General features: G+C 69.7%; 17 protein-coding genes and 1 tRNA gene. 15 read left to right on the top strand and 3 right to left on the bottom strand.

The genetic code is table 11. The features are described from left to right. Positions 1–3: 3 nt before the first annotated feature. From gspE to ACODSC_RS06575, 9 genes are read left to right on the top strand one after another with little or no spacing between them, the layout of a single operon-like run. Positions 4–1,515, top strand: a complete 1,512-nt coding sequence (gene gspE, locus ACODSC_RS06615; protein ID WP_488812946.1) for a type II secretion system ATPase GspE — start codon at positions 4–6, stop codon at positions 1,513–1,515. After that, positions 1,515–2,726 carry a type II secretion system inner membrane protein GspF gene (gene gspF / locus ACODSC_RS06610; RefSeq protein ID WP_488812944.1) on the top strand — a complete coding sequence of 404 codons (1,212 nt, stop codon included), beginning with the start codon at positions 1,515–1,517 and terminating at the stop codon, positions 2,724–2,726. Before gspE ends, gspF begins: the two co-directional genes overlap by 1 nt. A gap of 11 nt (positions 2,727–2,737) precedes the next feature. Next, complete coding sequence (gspG, locus tag ACODSC_RS06605) at positions 2,738–3,187, top strand: type II secretion system major pseudopilin GspG (RefSeq protein ID WP_488812942.1); 450 nt, start codon at positions 2,738–2,740, stop codon at positions 3,185–3,187. Further along, positions 3,156–3,614, top strand: a complete 459-nt coding sequence (locus ACODSC_RS06600; RefSeq protein ID WP_488812940.1) for a GspH/FimT family pseudopilin — start codon at positions 3,156–3,158, stop codon at positions 3,612–3,614. Before gspG ends, ACODSC_RS06600 begins: the two co-directional genes overlap by 32 nt. Then, positions 3,607–3,963: a type II secretion system minor pseudopilin GspI gene (gspI, locus tag ACODSC_RS06595; protein WP_488812938.1), complete on the top strand. Its 357-nt coding sequence runs from the start codon at positions 3,607–3,609 to the stop codon at positions 3,961–3,963. The genes ACODSC_RS06600 and gspI overlap by 8 nt, the downstream gene beginning before the upstream one ends. Positions 3,964–3,965: 2 nt before the next feature. Then, positions 3,966–4,556 (top strand): type II secretion system minor pseudopilin GspJ, encoded by a 591-nt coding sequence (gspJ, locus tag ACODSC_RS06590; RefSeq protein WP_488812936.1) that lies wholly within the window; start codon positions 3,966–3,968, stop codon positions 4,554–4,556. Between the two features lie 26 nt (positions 4,557–4,582). Further along, positions 4,583–5,539 carry a type II secretion system minor pseudopilin GspK gene (gene gspK / locus ACODSC_RS06585; protein ID WP_488812934.1) on the top strand — a complete coding sequence of 319 codons (957 nt, stop codon included), beginning with the start codon at positions 4,583–4,585 and terminating at the stop codon, positions 5,537–5,539. Next, positions 5,536–6,636 (top strand): type II secretion system protein GspL, encoded by a 1,101-nt coding sequence (gspL, locus tag ACODSC_RS06580; protein ID WP_488812932.1) that lies wholly within the window; start codon positions 5,536–5,538, stop codon positions 6,634–6,636. Before gspK ends, gspL begins: the two co-directional genes overlap by 4 nt. Further along, on the top strand, positions 6,633–7,103 hold the full coding sequence (locus tag ACODSC_RS06575) for a type II secretion system protein M (protein WP_488812930.1): 471 nt from the start codon (positions 6,633–6,635) through the stop codon (positions 7,101–7,103). Before gspL ends, ACODSC_RS06575 begins: the two co-directional genes overlap by 4 nt. Positions 7,104–7,106: 3 nt before the next feature. On the opposite strand, the gene rpiA is transcribed toward ACODSC_RS06575, so the two are convergent. Together rpiA and glmU are read right to left on the bottom strand one after the other, a co-directional pair. After that, positions 7,107–7,790, bottom strand: coding sequence for a ribose-5-phosphate isomerase RpiA (gene rpiA / locus ACODSC_RS06570; RefSeq protein ID WP_488812928.1), 684 nt, complete (start codon positions 7,788–7,790; stop codon positions 7,107–7,109). Further along, a complete protein-coding gene (gene glmU, locus ACODSC_RS06565; RefSeq protein WP_488812926.1) occupies positions 7,787–9,139 on the bottom strand; it encodes a bifunctional UDP-N-acetylglucosamine diphosphorylase/glucosamine-1-phosphate N-acetyltransferase GlmU in 1,353 nt (450 codons plus the stop codon). The genes rpiA and glmU overlap by 4 nt, the downstream gene beginning before the upstream one ends. A 178-nt stretch (positions 9,140–9,317) precedes the next feature. Here glmU and ACODSC_RS06560 point away from each other — a divergent pair, with 178 nt between their 5' ends. The 5 genes from ACODSC_RS06560 (at position 9,318) to ACODSC_RS06540 (ending at position 13,419) form a co-directional block, all read left to right on the top strand. After that, on the top strand, positions 9,318–10,031 hold the full coding sequence (locus tag ACODSC_RS06560; protein ID WP_488812924.1) for an HAD-IA family hydrolase: 714 nt from the start codon (positions 9,318–9,320) through the stop codon (positions 10,029–10,031). A gap of 100 nt (positions 10,032–10,131) precedes the next feature. Further along, on the top strand, positions 10,132–11,421 hold the full coding sequence (locus ACODSC_RS06555) for a dicarboxylate/amino acid:cation symporter (RefSeq protein ID WP_488812922.1): 1,290 nt from the start codon (positions 10,132–10,134) through the stop codon (positions 11,419–11,421). Between the two features lie 56 nt (positions 11,422–11,477). Next, positions 11,478–11,552: transfer RNA gene (locus ACODSC_RS06550), tRNA-Val, on the top strand. A 344-nt stretch (positions 11,553–11,896) separates the two neighbouring features. Beyond that, on the top strand, positions 11,897–12,820 hold the full coding sequence (locus tag ACODSC_RS06545) for a tyrosine-type recombinase/integrase (RefSeq protein ID WP_488812920.1): 924 nt from the start codon (positions 11,897–11,899) through the stop codon (positions 12,818–12,820). Then, positions 12,754–13,419 (top strand): site-specific integrase, encoded by a 666-nt coding sequence (locus tag ACODSC_RS06540; protein WP_488812918.1) that lies wholly within the window; start codon positions 12,754–12,756, stop codon positions 13,417–13,419. The genes ACODSC_RS06545 and ACODSC_RS06540 overlap by 67 nt, the downstream gene beginning before the upstream one ends. A gap of 270 nt (positions 13,420–13,689) precedes the next feature. Here ACODSC_RS06540 and ACODSC_RS06535 read toward each other — a convergent pair whose 3' ends face one another. Then, on the bottom strand, positions 13,690–13,860 hold the full coding sequence (locus ACODSC_RS06535) for a hypothetical protein (RefSeq protein WP_488812916.1): 171 nt from the start codon (positions 13,858–13,860) through the stop codon (positions 13,690–13,692). Positions 13,861–13,941: 81 nt separating this feature from the next. Between ACODSC_RS06535 and ACODSC_RS06530 the strand changes: the two genes are divergently transcribed. Continuing rightward, on the top strand, positions 13,942–14,778 hold the full coding sequence (locus ACODSC_RS06530; RefSeq protein WP_488812914.1) for a helix-turn-helix transcriptional regulator: 837 nt from the start codon (positions 13,942–13,944) through the stop codon (positions 14,776–14,778). Positions 14,779–14,915: the final 137 nt, after the last annotated feature.

Here is a 14,915-nt window from a genome sequence, read left to right as displayed (position 1 = left end):
TCCGTGATCACGCTGGTCAGCCCCAGCCTGCCCTATGGGTTCGCCAAGCGGCACGGCGTGCTGTTGCTGGACATCGATGACGTGGCGCGGGTGGGGCTGCGGCAGGGCGCGGACCCGATGGCCCTGATCGAGACGCGGCGTGCGCTGGGTCGGCCGCTGGCGGTCGAGCCCCTGACCCAGGCGGCGTTCGACCGGCAGCTGTCGGAAATCTACGCGGGCGACCATCTGACGGGCGGTGACGGCGACGATCTGGACATGCCGGCGGGGCTGGAAAGCCTGATCGACGACATTCCGGCGGCGGCGGACCTGCTGGACACCGCCGACGACGCCCCGGTCATCCGGCTGATCAACGGGGTGATCGCCGAGGCCGTGCGGGCCGGCGCCTCGGACATTCACCTGGAAACCTACGAGACGGCGCTGTTGGTCCGTATGCGGATCGACGGAGTCCTGCGCGAAGTCCTGAGCCTGAACCCGCGCATCGCGCCCCTGCTGGTGTCGCGCATCAAGGTCATGGCGCGGCTGGACATCGCGGAGAAACGCGTGCCGCAGGACGGGCGGATTCCGCTGGCGCTTGGCGGCAAGACGCTGGACGTGCGGGTCTCCACCCTGCCGTCGCGGGGCGGCGAACGGGTGGTGCTGCGGATCCTGGACAAGGATCAGGCGGGCATGACGCTGGACCGGCTGGGCATGGATACCGACGCCTTCGCCGCCTTCAAGGGCGCGCTGGCCGAGCCGAACGGGATCATCCTGGTCACGGGGCCGACGGGTTCGGGCAAGACCACCAGCCTGTACGCCGGGCTGTCGCTTCTGAACGACCAGACGCGCAACATCCTGACGGTCGAGGACCCGGTCGAATACGCCATCGACGGCGTGGGCCAGACCCAGGTCAACACCAAGGTCGGCATGACCTTCGCCGCCGGGCTGCGCGCCATCCTGCGCCAGGATCCGGACGTGGTGATGGTGGGCGAGATCCGCGACGTGGAGACGGCGGGCATCGCCGTTCAGGCCTCGCTGACCGGGCATCTGGTGCTGTCGACCGTCCATACCAACGATGCGGTCGGGGCGGTGACGCGGTTGCGCGACATGGGGGTGGAGCCCTTCCTGCTGGCCTCGACCCTGCGTCTCGTCGTGGCCCAGCGGCTGGTGCGACGGCTGTGCGGCGAGTGCCGGACGCCCGAGATCGCCGACAAGACGACCGCCCGTCTGATCGGCGCCAAGGCCGGGGTGCGCGTCTGGCGTCCGCACGGCTGCGCTCACTGCGCCAACACCGGCTATGTCGGCCGGGTCGGGCTGTATGAGGTGCTGAAGATCGACGACCGCGTCCGTCGCGTGATCGCCGCCGAGGCCGATGGCGACGCGCTGAGCGCCGCAGCGTTCGCACAGGGCGGGACATTGGCGGACCGCGCGCGCGACATGGTCCTGCAAGGCGTGACCTCCATCGAGGAGGCGGTGCGGGTCTCGCGTCAGGAAACCGCCGTCGATCTGGACGGCGACAGCTCGGGCGAGGCGGGCTGATGGCGGCGTTCGACTATGTCGCCGTCGACGCGGCCGGACGCACGGTGTCCGGCGCCCTGACCGCAGCGGACGAGGTTGCGGCGCGAAGCCTGTTGTCGCGTCGTCGGCTGGCCTTGCTGGAGATCACGCCTGCACGCGTCGTCGGCCGGGCCGAGACCGCCGCGCGGCCGGGCGGCAAGCTGAACGCCAAGACCCTGGCCCTGACCACGCGGCAACTGGCGACCCTGATTTCCGTGGCCCCGATCGAGGAGGCCCTGCGGACCCTGGCGCTTCAGGCCGACCGCGTCGCCGTTCGCCGGGTGCTGGAAGGCGTCCACGCCGGGGTGATGGAGGGGCGTCGCCTGTCCGACGCCATGAGCCGCCAGGGCCAGGCCTTTCCGCCGCTCTATCGGGCCATGGTCTCGGCCGGCGAACAGTCGGGGGCACTGCAACCGATCCTGGAGCGGCTGGCCGACGGGCTGGAGCGCGACCAGCAGGTGCGCGGCAAGGTGATCACGGCGCTGGTCTATCCCTGCGTGTTGGCGGTCGTGGCGCTGGGCGTCATCGGCGCCCTGATGACCTTCGTCGTGCCCAAGGTGGTGGATCAGTTCGACAGCATGAACCAGACGCTGCCGCTGCTGACGCGGCTGGTGATCGGCGTATCGGACCTGATGCGGAACTGGGGTTGGCTGGTGCTGGTCGTTCTGGCCGTCATGGCGGCGGCGGGCGTCGTGGCGCGTCGCAGACCGGACATCCGAATGACGATGGACCGCGCGGTGCTGCGCCTGCCGCTGGTCGGACGGCTGACGCGCGACCTGCACGGGGCGAAGATGGCGCGGACGCTGTCGACAATGATCGCCGCAGGCCTGCCGGTGCTGGAGGGTCTGACGATCACGGCGCGCACGGTGTCCAACCGGGCGCTTCGCCAGGCGACCGAGGCGATGGCCGACGCCGTGCGCGAGGGCGGCGGGCTGTCGGCCGCCATGCGCCGCGCCGACGTCTTTCCGCCGATCCTGGTTTACATGACCGCCTCGGGCGAGAGCAGCGGACGGCTGGAGCCGATGCTGGAGCGCGCCGCCGACTATCTGGAACGCGAGTTCTCGACCTTCACGGCCGTGATGCTGAGCCTGTTGGAGCCGGCCATCATCGTCGTCATGGGCGGCGTGGTCGCCCTGATCGTGCTGTCGATCCTGCTGCCGATCCTTCAGATCAACACCCTGGCGATGGGATGAAAGGACTTCTCATGACCAAGACCAAACACCGGACCCGCCGCAAGCGCGAAGGCTTCACCCTGGTGGAGCTGATGGTGGTCATCGTGATCATCGGCCTGCTGGCGACGGTCGTGGCCATCAACGTCTTGCCCAGCCAGGACCGCGCCATGGTCGGCAAGGCCAAGGCCGACATCTCCGTGCTGGAACAGGCGATCGAGACCTATCGCCTGGACAATCTGAACTTCCCCACCGACCAGCAGGGGCTGCAGGCCCTGGTCGCGCCGCCCGCAGGCCTGACCCAGCCCGAACGCTACCGCGAGGGCGGCTATGTGCGCCGTCTGCCGGAAGATCCCTGGGGCAACGCCTACCAGTATCGGCGCCAGAGCGCCCATGGCGGGCAGTTCGACGTCTTCTCGCTGGGGGCGGACGGCAAGGAGGGAGGGGAGGACAATGACGCCGACCTTGGAAACTGGCAGGGCTAGGCCCGCCGTCCGGGCCGGATTCACCCTGGTCGAGCTGATGGTCGTGATGACGATCATCGGCCTGGCGGCCGGCGCCGTCGTCCTGTCCATTCCCGATCCCCGGCCCTCGGTCGGGATGGAGGCGGAACGGTTCGCCGCGCGGCTGGTGCGCGCCAGGGAAGAGGCGATCCTGACGAACCGGCCGGTCGCGGTGGATGTGGACCGCGTCGGTTATCGCTTTTCCAACTTCGACGGGCGGGACTGGACCGCCCTGAACGGCGTCTTCACGGCCCAGACCTGGGACGAGGGCCTGGGCGGGCCAGGACGGGCGCGGATCGTCTTCGATCCGACCGGCGTGACGGACCCGGCCGAAATCAGGCTGATGCGCGACGGCAGGGGGCGCACCGTCGTCGTGGACGGCGCAGGCGAGGTGGTGGTCGATGGCTGACCGCGCCGGCTTCACCCTGATCGAAATGCTGGTCGCCCTGGCGGTGTTCGCCCTGGCGGCGATGGCCCTGCTGAACCTGTCGGGAGAGAGCACGCGCTCGGCCGCCCGTGTCGAGGCGCGCACCCTGGGCGGCATCGTGGCGGAAAACGTCGCGGCGGAGGCCATGATCGCCCCCAGCCTGCCGGTCGGGGAGACGTCCGGTCAGACGACGCTGGGCGGCCAGGTCTGGCGCTGGCGGCGCGTGGTCAGCGGGACGGAGGTTCCGGGAGTGGGCCGCATCGACGTGCGGGTCGCCAACGACGAGGGCCAGGCGGCGGATCGTGTCCTGTTCCGGGCGGCGGGCGCATGATGATGGCCAAGGCCCGCGCGGGCTTCACCCTGGTCGAGGTGCTGGTCTCGCTGCTGATCTTCGCCCTGCTGGCGGCGGCGGGCGCCCTGGTGCTGGGCCAGACGATCGATACGCGGTTCGCCGTCCAGAGCAATGTCGAACGCACCGCCGCCCTGCAACGGACGCGCGCCCTGCTTAAGGCCGATCTGGCCCAGGCCTCCGACCGGCGCACGCGCGGACCCAGCGGACGGCCCCTGCCGCGCGCCCTGATGGGGGCGCAGGCGCCGGGCGATCCGGTTCTGGTCCTGGTCCGCAACGGGTGGAGCAATCCCGACGCTGCGGCGCGGCCGTCGCTGCAACGCGTGGAATATCGAGTGACCGACGGGCGGTTGGAGCGGCGGGTGTCGCCCTATCTGGACGGGGCGCGGGCGGGCGCCGCCCAGGTGCTCTACACAGGCGTCCGCGACGTGGCCGTCACCTTCCTGCAGGACGGCAGCGAGGCTCCAGCCTTCATCTCGACCAGCGCGCGGCCCCTGCCCGACGCGGTGCGGGTGGTCATGACGCTGGACGGCCTCGGGCGCGTCGAACAGCTGTTCCTGGTGGCGGCGGCGTGAGGGGGCGGCGTCGAGCGCGCGAGGGGATGGCCCTGCTGACCGTCCTGCTGCTGGTGGCGGTGATGGCCGTCGTGGCGGTGGCCATTCTGGACGACGTGCGCTTTTCCGTTCGCCGCACGACCAATGTCGAGACCCAGGCCCAGGCCCAGTGGTACGCCGCCGGCGCCGAAAGCCTGGCGCGGCGCCAGATCGAGGATCTGATCGCCGCAGACCCCGTCCGCACGCCGCTGGAGCCGCGATGGGACGGGCGGGTGCTAAGCTTTCCTATCGAGGACGGCGCGATCCAGGCGGTGGTCCATGACGGCCAGGCCTGTTTCAACCTGAACAGTCTGGTGCTGGGCCAGGGCGAGGACCTGGTGGCGCGACCGGAAGGGCTGGCGCAGTTCGTGGCGCTGGGGACGGCGCTGGGGCTGCCGCGCACGCGAATGGCGACGGTCGGCGCCGCCCTGACCGACTGGATGGATGCGGACGGCGACCCCCTGCCGGGCGGCGCGGAAGATGCGCGATACGCCGGACTGTCGGTCCCCTATCGCACCGCCGGGATCATGCTGGCCGATGTCAGCGAGATGCGGGCCGTCGCCGGGATGGACGACGGGCTTTACCGGCGTCTGCGGCCCTATGTCTGCGCCCTGCCGACGACCCGGCTGTCGGCGATCAATGTGAACACCCTGAGGCCGGATCAGGCGCCCCTGCTGACGATGCTTACGCGCGGCGCGCTGGGGCCGCAGGCGGCGAAGACCGCCATCGCCGCGCGTCCGGCGACCGGTTGGGCCAGCGCCGACGCCTTCTGGGCGCAGCCGGCCCTTCAGGATTTCACGCCCGACGACGAGACGCGCGCGCAGGCTACGCTGCTGACGCGCTTTTTCGACCTGACCGTCGATGTCGATTACGGCGGCGCCCACGCCGTCCGCACCGCCCTGTTGTACGCCGCGCCCGAAGGGGGCGTGCGCACCGTCATCCGCCGCTGGATACCCGAAGAATGACCACGACCCGCATCGTCCAGATCCCCCCGGCGGCGTCCATGCCTGCGCCCTTCGTCGTCGTCGATGGCCAGGGCCGGGTGCTTCAGCGCGGCGCCTTGCTGCTGGAAGGCGAGGCGCCGCACGCCGAGGTGCGCACCATTGCGGTCGCGCCGGGGGCCGATGTCCTGATCCGATGGCTGGACCTGCCCGTCGGCGGCGCGGCCCAGACGCGGGCGGCGGCGCGCTGGATGCTGAAGGACGACCTGGCGGCCCTGCCGGATCGCACCGTGGTCGCCGTCGGCGCGCCCGGCGTCGCGCACGGTCCCCGCCTGACCGCCGCGGTCAGCGCCACCCTGCTGGAGGCCTGGATCGACTATCTGGCGGCCCTGGGCGTGTCGGTCGAGGCCGTGGTGCCCGACTGTCTGGTCTTGCCTGAGCCGCAGGACGACCTGACCCTGGCGACGGTGGCGGTCGGCGGCGATGTGGCTCTGCGCGGGCGCGGGTTCGCCGCCACGGTTCAGGCCGATCTGGTTCAGGCCATGGCGGGCGATCGGTCGCTGGCGCCGGTCGGGGATTGGGACGCGGCCCTGTCGGCGCTGGCGACCGCGCCGCTGCCGGTCAATCTGCTGTCCGGCGTGGAGCGGACGCGTCAGGCATCGAGCGGCGGCTGGCGTCGGGTCGCGGCCCTGGCTGCGGCGGTGGTGATCTCGCCGCTGATCCTGGCCGTCGCGGGCGCCGCGCATGACCGGCATGAGGCCAGCCAGGCCCGTGAGGCGACGCTGGTCCTGATTACGGAGGCGTTGCCGGACGCGGCCAAGGCGGCGGATCCGATCGCGGAGGCGCGCCGTCAACTGGCCGCAGCCCCGCCGCCGGGTGGCATGGCCGCGGCGTCCGCCGCCCTGTTCGCTGCGGTGGAGGGCGTCGAGGGTGCGGAACTGGACGGCATGTCGTCCTCGGCCGGCCAGGGGCTGAGGGCCACCGTCAGCTATCCCGCCTTCGGCGACCTGGACGCCATGCGAACCGCGCTGAACGGATCGGGGCTGAGCCTGTCGGACACCAGCACCGTCGAGGACGGCGGTCGCGTTGTCAGCGAAGTCGTGCTGGGAGGCGCGTCATGAACGGAATGATCGCACAGACCATGGCGTGGTGGGACGGACGGTCCCCGCGCGAGCAGCGGATGCTGGCGGTGATGGGGGTGCTGGTGTTCGCGGTTCTGGCGTGGCTGGTGATCGTGCGGCCGGTCTGGGCCTGGCGCGCCGATGCGGCCGATCAGCGTGTGACGGCGGAGGCGGACCTGTCCACGATCCGGCGCGCGCTGGGCGATGCGGCGCCCCGCTCCACGAGGGCGAGCGGCGTGGACGTTCAGGCCGTCGTGGCCCAGGTCAGCGCGGCCGGCGGCGTTTCGCCCGTCATGGGGATGTCGCCGGACGGCGGCCTGGGGTTCGCCCTGACCAATGTCTCGACCGCTGCGGCCTTCGGCTGGCTGGCGGCGCTCGACGGGCGCGGCGTTCAGGCGACCAGCCTCAACGTGGTCGAGAACGCCGATGCGACCCTGAGCTTCGAAGGGGCTCTGGCCGCGAAATAGGGGTCAGGGCAGGCGTTCTTCGACGCCGTCGTCCGTGCCGATGATGGCCAGGTCCGCCAGGTCCAGGAACAGGCCGTGTTCGACCACGCCGGTGATCAGTTTCAGATCGTCGGCCAGGCGCACGGGGTCGTGTATGGCCTTGCAGCCCGCGTCATAGATCAGGTTGCCGCCGTCGGTGCGGACCAGGCCGCGATCCGCCTGGCGCACGCGGGCCGGCTGGTTGATGTCGTGGTCGATAAGGACGTCGGCGATGCGGTTCGCCGTGGTCTTGTGGCCGAAGGCGACGACCTCGATCGGCAGGGGGAAGGTCCCCAGCACCGGCACCACCTTGGCCGCGTCGGCGATGACGATGCAGCGGGCCGAGGCCTCCCACACCAGTTTCTCGCGCAGCAGGGCTGCACCGCCGCCCTTGATCAGGGCCAGGCCGGGGCCGACCTCGTCGGCGCCGTCGACGGTCAGGTCGATGCGGGGCGTATCTTCCAGCGTCGACAGCGTCAGACCCAGTTCGCGCGCCAGGTCAGCGGTCTTTTCCGAGGTCGGGACGCAGCGCAGGCCGGGCAGGCCACGCGCCGCCAACGCCTTGACGAACCAGGCGGCGGTCGAGCCAGTGCCCAGGCCGACGACCATGCCGGCCTCGACATGGGCGGCGGCGGCTTCGCCGGCGTTCTTTTTCTGGATGTCGCTCATTTGGATTTTGCGGCTTTCTGAGCTTTCGCCTTCTCTCGGAAGGCGGCGCCGGCGTCCGGCTTGTGGGTCTGTCGCGCACGGCCGAAGGCGAGGGCGTCGGCCGGAACGTTTTCGGTGATCACCGAGCCGGAGGCGACGATGGCGCCGTCGCCGATGACGACCGGGGCGACCAGGCTGGAGTTGGAGCCGACGAAGGCCCCGGCGCCCACGTCGGTCCGGGCCTTGTTGAATCCGTCGTAGTTGCAGAAGATCGTCCCGGCGCCGATGTTGGCCCCCGCGCCGACGGAGCCGTCGCCCAGATAGGCCAGGTGGTTGGCCTTGGCGCCCTCGGCCATCTTGACGTTCTTGACCTCGACGAAGTTGCCGACCTTGACGCCCTTGGCCAGGTCGGCACCGGGGCGCAGACGGGCGTAGGGGCCGACTTCGGCGCCGGAGGCGACGCGGGCGCCCTCGATGTGGCTGAAGCTGCGGATGCGGGCGCCGCTCTCGATCACCACGCCGGGACCGAAGACGACGAAGGGTTCGATGACGGTTCCGCCGCCGACCTGTGTATCCCAGGCGAAGTGGACGGTGTCGGGCGCGCTCATGGTCACGCCAGTGGCCAGGAAGGCGTCGCGCTGCACCTGCTGGAACAGGGCTTCGGCCTGGGCCAGTTCGGCCTGGGAGTTGACGCCCATGACGGCGTCCTCGGCGGCGAAGACGGCGCGGGTGGGGTGGCCGGCCTTGCGCGCCAGCTCGACCACGTCGGTCAGATAGTATTCGCCCTTGGCGTTGTCGTTGCGGACTTCGGCCAGCAGCGAGAAGAGCAGGGCGGCCGGAGCGGCCATGACGCCGGAGTTGCAGGCGGTGACGGCGAGGACTTCGGCCGAGGCTTCCTTGGCCTCGGTGATGGCGGTCAGCGTGTCGCCGTCTAGGATCAACCGGCCATAGGCGCCGGGATCGCGCGCCTCGAAGCCGATCACGGTCACGCCCTCCGCATTGAAGACGGGCTCGATGTCGGCGGCCTTCAGCAGGGGCACGTCGCCATAGGTGACGACCACTTCGCCGTCGAAGCCGGCCAGCGCCTGTTCGGCGGCGCGGACGGCGTGGCCGGTGCCCAGCGGCGGGTCCTGGACGGCGATCGCCGCCTGACCCAACCGCTTGACCACATGGGCGCGGACCTCGGGCGAGTGGGTCCCGACCACGATGACGATCCGTTCGCAGCCCAGGCCCTCGGCCGCGTCGATGGCGTGGTCCATCATGGCGCGATGGGCCACCGGATGCAGCACCTTGGGCAGGGGCGACTTCATCCGCGTGCCTTGGCCGGCGGCGAGAATGATGGCGGCGCGGGGGGGCGTCTGGCTGGTCATGAATCGTCTCGCGGTCTAGTCGTCGTTCGCCGTCTACAGCGCCCCCGCCGTTCCGTCATCCTCGGGCTTGACCCGAGGATCGGATTTGCGAGCGCGGGTGCGTCGCCGTTTCGCACGCGCGGGGCGGCGCCCGATCCTCGGGTCGAGCCCGAGGATGACGAATGGAAAGAGAGTGACCATGACCGAGCGCGACCTGGAAGGCTGGACCATCGCCTTCGATCTGGATGGGACGCTGGTCGATTCCGCGCCGGACCTGATCGGGACTCTGAACCGGCTGCTGGTCGAGGAGGGGCTGCCGCCCGTGCCGATGGAGTCCGCCTCAACCCTGATCGGGTCCGGCGCACGCGCGTTGCTGGTTCACGGCTTCGAGGCGGCGGGTGCGTCGGTCGAACGGGCGCAATCGGACGCATTGTTCGAGCGGTTTCTGGTCGACTACGCCGCCCATATCGCGGACGGGTCGCAGCCGTTCGAGGGGGTCGTCGAGACGCTGGAGCGATTGAGCGCGCGCGGAGCGATCCTGGTCGTGGCGACCAACAAGCGGTCGGATCTGTCGGAATTGCTGCTGGAAAAGCTGGACCTGACCCGGCATTTCGCCGCCATCGTCGGGCCGGACCGGGTCAGCGCGCGCAAACCCTCGGGCGCGCATCTGAAGGAGGCCGTGATCAAGGGCGGCGGGGACCCCGAGCGGGCGATCATGGTCGGGGATGCGGCGCCGGACGCGGAGGCGGCCAAGGATGCGGGCATGCCGTGCATCCTGGTCACCTTCGGCTTTACGCCGGTGCCGGTCGAGGACCTGGGCGCGGACGTGCTGATCGACGATTTCGAGGATGTCGAGGAGGCTATCGACGGCGTCCTGTCCGACTTCTACGTCATGAAGGCGCTGAAATTCTGAGGGGCGCCGACAGGAAATCTGTCGGCTGAATGATCGCCGACGCGGTTGCGGATGGAGGCGGCGATGGACAGATTGGCGCACCCCTGTTGAAAGCCACTCCATGCTTGCTCGCTTCTTCAAGATCCCGCTCTGGCAGCGCACCTTCGCCGGCCTGGCCCTGGGCGTCATTGCGGGACTGATCCTGCGCGAACGGGCCGAGGTCTGGCTGCAGCCGATCGGCGACGTCTATCTGAACCTGATCCGCATGGTGGTGGCGCCCCTGGTGCTGTTCACCATCGCCAGCTCCATCGCCAAGCTGGGCGAGGGGGCGGGGGCCGTGCGGCTGGGCGTGCGGACCATCGTCTGGTTCGCCATCACCTCGCTGCTGGCCGTGCTGGTCGGGTTCGCGTTCGGCCACATCATCAATCCGGGCGTCGGCCTGTCCAACCTGCCGCTGGGCGAGGTCAAGGACCGGGTGATCCCGACGCCGCTGGAGGTGCTGATCGGCGTGGTGCCGACCAATCCGTTCGCCGCCCTGGCTGAGGGCAAGGTGCTGCAGATCATCTTCTTCTCGGCCCTGGTCGGGATGGCCCTGGTGGCGCTGGGCGATCGGGCGCAGGGGGTGCGGCGGCTGGTGGACGAGGGTGCGGCCGTGATCTTCCGCATCACGCGCTGGGTGATCCAGCTGACGCCCATCGGGGTGTTCGGCCTGATCGGCTCGGTCGTCGGCGGTTATGGCTGGGAGGCGTTGCTGCCGCTGCTGAAGTTCATCGGGGCCATCTACGCCGCCTGCCTGTTCCACATCCTGATCGTCTATTCGGGGCTGCTGAAGGTCCACGGGCTGAAGGTGACCAGCTTCTTCCGCGGCGCCTTCGCGGCCCAGCAGACGGCATTCGCCACCTCGTCGTCGCTGGGGACGCTGCCGATCACCCTGCGCCAGACGGTCGAGCGGCTGGGCGTGCCCCAGGCCTACGCCGCCTTTGCGGTGCCGCTGGGCGCCAATGTGAAGATGGACGGGTGTGGGGCCATCTATCCGGCCATCGCCTCGATCTTCATCGCCCAGTATTTCAAGATCGACCTGACGCTGACGCAGTACATCCTGATCGGCCTGACGGCGGTGCTGGGGTCGCTGGGCACGGCCGGTGTGCCGGGGACGTCGATCGTCATGCTGACCCTGACCCTGTCCACCGCCGGACTGCCGCTGGAAGGCATCGGCTATATCGTCGCCATCGACCGGGTCATCGACATGATGCGCACGGCGACCAACGTCACCGGCCAGATGCTGGTCCCGGTGCTGGTGGCCAAGGAGGAGGGGATACTGGACGAGGACATCTACAATGGTCACGTCGCCTGGCTGCCGGGCGACCCGGAGGCCGAGACGCCCGAGACGGTTCAGGCCGCCGGAATCTGAAACAGGCGCTTGCGCAGGGCCGGCGACCGGGCTACATCGCCGCCTCCGCAAGGCAAGGACGCGTAGCTCAGCGGGAGAGCACCTCGTTCACACCGAGGGGGTCACAGGTTCAATCCCTGTCGCGTCCACCATTGTTTTCCAAACAAATACAACGTCTTGTTCCGGGCGCACTGTGTGCACGAACAACGTTTCTGCGCGAATCGGCTCCGGGGGGCCACAGGGGGGGCCACGGCGACGGCCTCGGCGGTTTCGAAATCCCGAAAAAGTGTTCTGAAACAATCGCCTGAGCCTCGGCGGTGTTCACCGCTTCTCACGCCGTTTCACCCGTGTTCAGCGCGGAAAGCCGATTTCGACCGATTCGCGGTTGGCGGGTCCTTGGGCGCGCCTGGCGGTCCTGCGCAGAAAAAACTCGCGGCTCTCCAGTGTTATGATCCTGCAGTCCTGAACTGCAGCGCCGACACGAGGGAGGGGTGAGATGGCGGGCGTCGAACTCACCGCCGATCGTCAGATCGCCGCGCTCCGGCCGGCAGCCACCCGCTATGAGGCGGTGGTGGGCGGCAGTCATGGCCTCGTGATCCGGGTCTCGCCAAGCGGCGCCAAACAGTTCGCCTATCGCTACCGTCTGCCGAGCGGACGGCGCCGGCGCCTGATCCTCGGGCTTTATCCGGACCTGACGCTCGCCAGCGCTAGGATCCGGGCGGCCGAGGTGCGGCTCTCCCTTGTGAACGGCGCCGATCCGGTCGGCGAAAAGGCGGCGGCGCGGGAGCGGGCCCGCTCTGGCGAAACCCTCGACGAACTGGCGGAGGCCTATTGGGCCGCCGCCAGGGTCGGACTCCACGGCGGGCGACGCCGCCCCAAGCGACCCGGCACGATCGACAACGAACGTCAGCTCTGGCGCAATCACATCCGCAAGCCACTGGGCGGACGGCCGCTCACGGAAATCAAGCGCGCCGACGTCAAGAGCTTCATGCGCGACCGTGTGACCTCCGGTCTGTCGGCCGCCTCGGTCGCCTCCATCGGCGGTCTGCTGCACGCCGTCATGGGATATGCGGTTCTGGAGGAGCGGCTCGAGGCCAATCCCGTCCACGGGCTGGCGCGACCGCTCGCCCTGACGTCGCGCGAGCGGATGTTCGACGATGTGGCCCTGACGGCCCTGTGGGCGTCCGCGACCCTGGCGAGCGAGCCCTGGGAGGCGGGAGCCAAGAAGGCCGGCGTGCACGCCCGCCTGGAGCCGGCCATGGGGCTGGCGATCCAGCTGCTGATGCTGAACTTGACCCGACGCAACGAAGCGGCCGGCGCGCGAAAGTCCGAGTTCGACCGAAAGGCGCGGATATGGACCATTCCCTCCAGTCGCGCCACCCCCATGTGGTCCCCTTTGACGACGCCTGTCTGGCCGTGATCGACAAGGCCTGGGCGCTCGATCCCGACAGTCCGTATCTCTTCCCCTCCGGCAGGTCGCCGGGCCAGCACCTCGATCCGCACGCCATCACGCGCGCTTTCGCGCGCACCTGCGCCCGCAAAAAACTGCCCCTGGGATCTCCGCATGACGTTCGCCGGTCCGGCGCAACGACGTTGACGGGGCAGTATGGCGTCAGCCGGTTCATCGCCGGACTCGTGCTGGGCCACACGCCCAACGAGGGGGCGGCGGTCACAGCCGTCTATGACCGCTACACCTACGTGCCGGAGAAGCGAGAAGCCCTCAGCCGCTGGGGCCGCCACCTCCGAGGAGAGCCGGAGGCGACGGACGCGGGCGGTCTCGCCGCCGTGTCGGGCGCCGCTGCAGATGAGCAAGACGAGTTGGAGCGGGCGAAGGCGGCGGCGAGGGTGCTGTGTGAGGAGGCGGCTCTCCAGCAGGCGGTGCTCAGCCTGACCCTGAGCCTAGCGCGACGGCCGGAGGGCAGCGTGCCGCATCTCGACCTCCTGGCGAAGGCGGGACTGGATCTCGCCGCCGCCGGATCGAAGGCGGCTGTGGCGCGCTGGATCGACGTTTTCCGGTAATTAGGCCCGGTGGCAATCCGGACGACACGGTCCGGCAACCGCCGACTGAACGGCATTCGGCGGCGGCTGCTGAGCGTGCCGTTTAAGGCGGCCGTTCAGGACTGCTACCCAAGCGTGATCCACGTCGGGGCGTGGTCGCTGGCCCTTTCGTCGCTGCGGACGGCGCTGTCCACTCCGGCGTCGGTCAGGGCGCTCGGCTGCGGCGGCGTTGAGCAGGAGGTGGTCGATCCGCAGGCCCGCGTCGCGCTCCCACGCCTTGCGGAAATAGGATCAGAACATCCAGGGCGGAGGATCGTGGGGAAAGCGCGTGCGCAGGGCGTCCGTCCATCCCTGGTCCAGCAGGGCCTGGAAGGCGGCGCGGCTTTCGGGTTGGAGCAGGGCGTCGCGCTTCCACGAGCGCGTGTCGTAGATGTCGGCGTCCGTCGGCACGACGTTGTACAACGCGGGGCCTTCGCGCGTGGAAAGGCTGGGACGTGTTCCCCGGATTACGGAGACAGAACATTATGTTGACACCGTCATTGAATGTTATCTGGCATTGACCGCGGGGCGGCGGCCCCTGTCCGCCACCGCGTGCCGGACGCCGGGGAGGGCGCGGTGATCCGCGTAGATGTCGAGGGCGACGGCGGGGACGGCGAGGGCGATCTATTGACCCGCCAGGAGGCCTCGGCCTTTCTCGCCCAGTTCGGCATCCGGCTGAAGCCTGCGACCCTGGCGCGGCTCTGGTCGACGGGTCACCAGGGCCGTCCGTGCCGCCATGTCCGCGCCCAACCCTATTATCCGAGGGCGCTGCTTCGCCAGTGGGCGAAGGCCCAGATTTCTGACGTTAGAACTGGCGCCCCTCCGGCAGCCCGAAGCCGGGCCATGGCTGATGCGGGCAAGGAGGAGGGCCCGGGCGGGCCGAAGGACCGGTTGCTTCCCTGGCGGTGCGTCAGGGACATCATCGGCCTCAGCCGAACGACGGCTTGGCGGCTTCAGCAACGCGGCGCCTTTCCGCTTCCGCTGCAGGTGTCGCCGGGTCGGGTCGGCTGGTGGGAGAGTGAACTCAACGCCTGGAAGGCGGAGCGGGCGAAGGCCCAGGCTCAGGCCCAGGCGGAGGCGGCGCGTGCCGGACGGGCCAAGCTGTCCCGGCGTCCTCCGAGGGAGCCCCGATTGATCAACACCGCTCGGTCGCCGTCGCCGTCGCCGCCGACGCAAGCTCTGGTGATCCCGGCGGGCAGCGCCGACCGACAACAGACGTGGTCGGGGTCCAAATGGCGTCACGGCCAAACGGTCGGCCGGACGCCATCGACTGAAGGTTCATCCCGACCAGATCGACTTCGACTTCTGAGGTTCGGGCCCGGACCACAGGCTGCGCGGTGACCAATGCGTCCGCGAGGCCATGAGAGTCCCTCAAGTTGGCGGCCGAACGGATAGGATTTGGAGGAAATAACGACACACTGTTATCGCAGCTTCACCGCATCTCGCAAGAATAGCAGTCTGCTTTGATGGCCTACCGC

The sequence above is a fragment of the Brevundimonas sp. FG128 genome, assembly GCF_057809775.1.
The sequence above is the reverse complement of the archived record's forward strand: the minus strand, read 5'-3'. Positions and strand labels throughout refer to the sequence as shown.

Excerpts from the sequence above, each read along its gene's own strand:
- ACODSC_RS06560 (WP_488812924.1), top strand. The coding sequence starts at position 9,318 with ATGACCGAGCGCGACCTGGAAGGCTGGACCATCGCCTTCGATCTGGAT.
- rpiA (WP_488812928.1), bottom strand. The coding sequence starts at position 7,790 with ATGAGCGACATCCAGAAAAAGAACGCCGGCGAAGCCGCCGCCGCCCAT.
- gspJ (WP_488812936.1), top strand. The coding sequence starts at position 3,966 with ATGGCCAAGGCCCGCGCGGGCTTCACCCTGGTCGAGGTGCTGGTCTCG.
- gspK (WP_488812934.1), top strand. The coding sequence starts at position 4,583 with ATGGCCCTGCTGACCGTCCTGCTGCTGGTGGCGGTGATGGCCGTCGTG.
- gspI (WP_488812938.1), top strand. The coding sequence starts at position 3,607 with ATGGCTGACCGCGCCGGCTTCACCCTGATCGAAATGCTGGTCGCCCTG.
- gspG (WP_488812942.1), top strand. The coding sequence starts at position 2,738 with ATGACCAAGACCAAACACCGGACCCGCCGCAAGCGCGAAGGCTTCACC.
- glmU (WP_488812926.1), bottom strand. The coding sequence starts at position 9,139 with ATGACCAGCCAGACGCCCCCCCGCGCCGCCATCATTCTCGCCGCCGGC.
- ACODSC_RS06545 (WP_488812920.1), top strand. The coding sequence starts at position 11,897 with ATGGCGGGCGTCGAACTCACCGCCGATCGTCAGATCGCCGCGCTCCGG.
- ACODSC_RS06575 (WP_488812930.1), top strand. The coding sequence starts at position 6,633 with ATGAACGGAATGATCGCACAGACCATGGCGTGGTGGGACGGACGGTCC.
- gspF (WP_488812944.1), top strand. The coding sequence starts at position 1,515 with ATGGCGGCGTTCGACTATGTCGCCGTCGACGCGGCCGGACGCACGGTG.
- ACODSC_RS06540 (WP_488812918.1), top strand. The coding sequence starts at position 12,754 with ATGGACCATTCCCTCCAGTCGCGCCACCCCCATGTGGTCCCCTTTGAC.
- ACODSC_RS06600 (WP_488812940.1), top strand. The coding sequence starts at position 3,156 with ATGACGCCGACCTTGGAAACTGGCAGGGCTAGGCCCGCCGTCCGGGCC.
- ACODSC_RS06530 (WP_488812914.1), top strand. The coding sequence starts at position 13,942 with ATGTTATCTGGCATTGACCGCGGGGCGGCGGCCCCTGTCCGCCACCGC.
- ACODSC_RS06555 (WP_488812922.1), top strand. The coding sequence starts at position 10,132 with ATGCTTGCTCGCTTCTTCAAGATCCCGCTCTGGCAGCGCACCTTCGCC.
- gspL (WP_488812932.1), top strand. The coding sequence starts at position 5,536 with ATGACCACGACCCGCATCGTCCAGATCCCCCCGGCGGCGTCCATGCCT.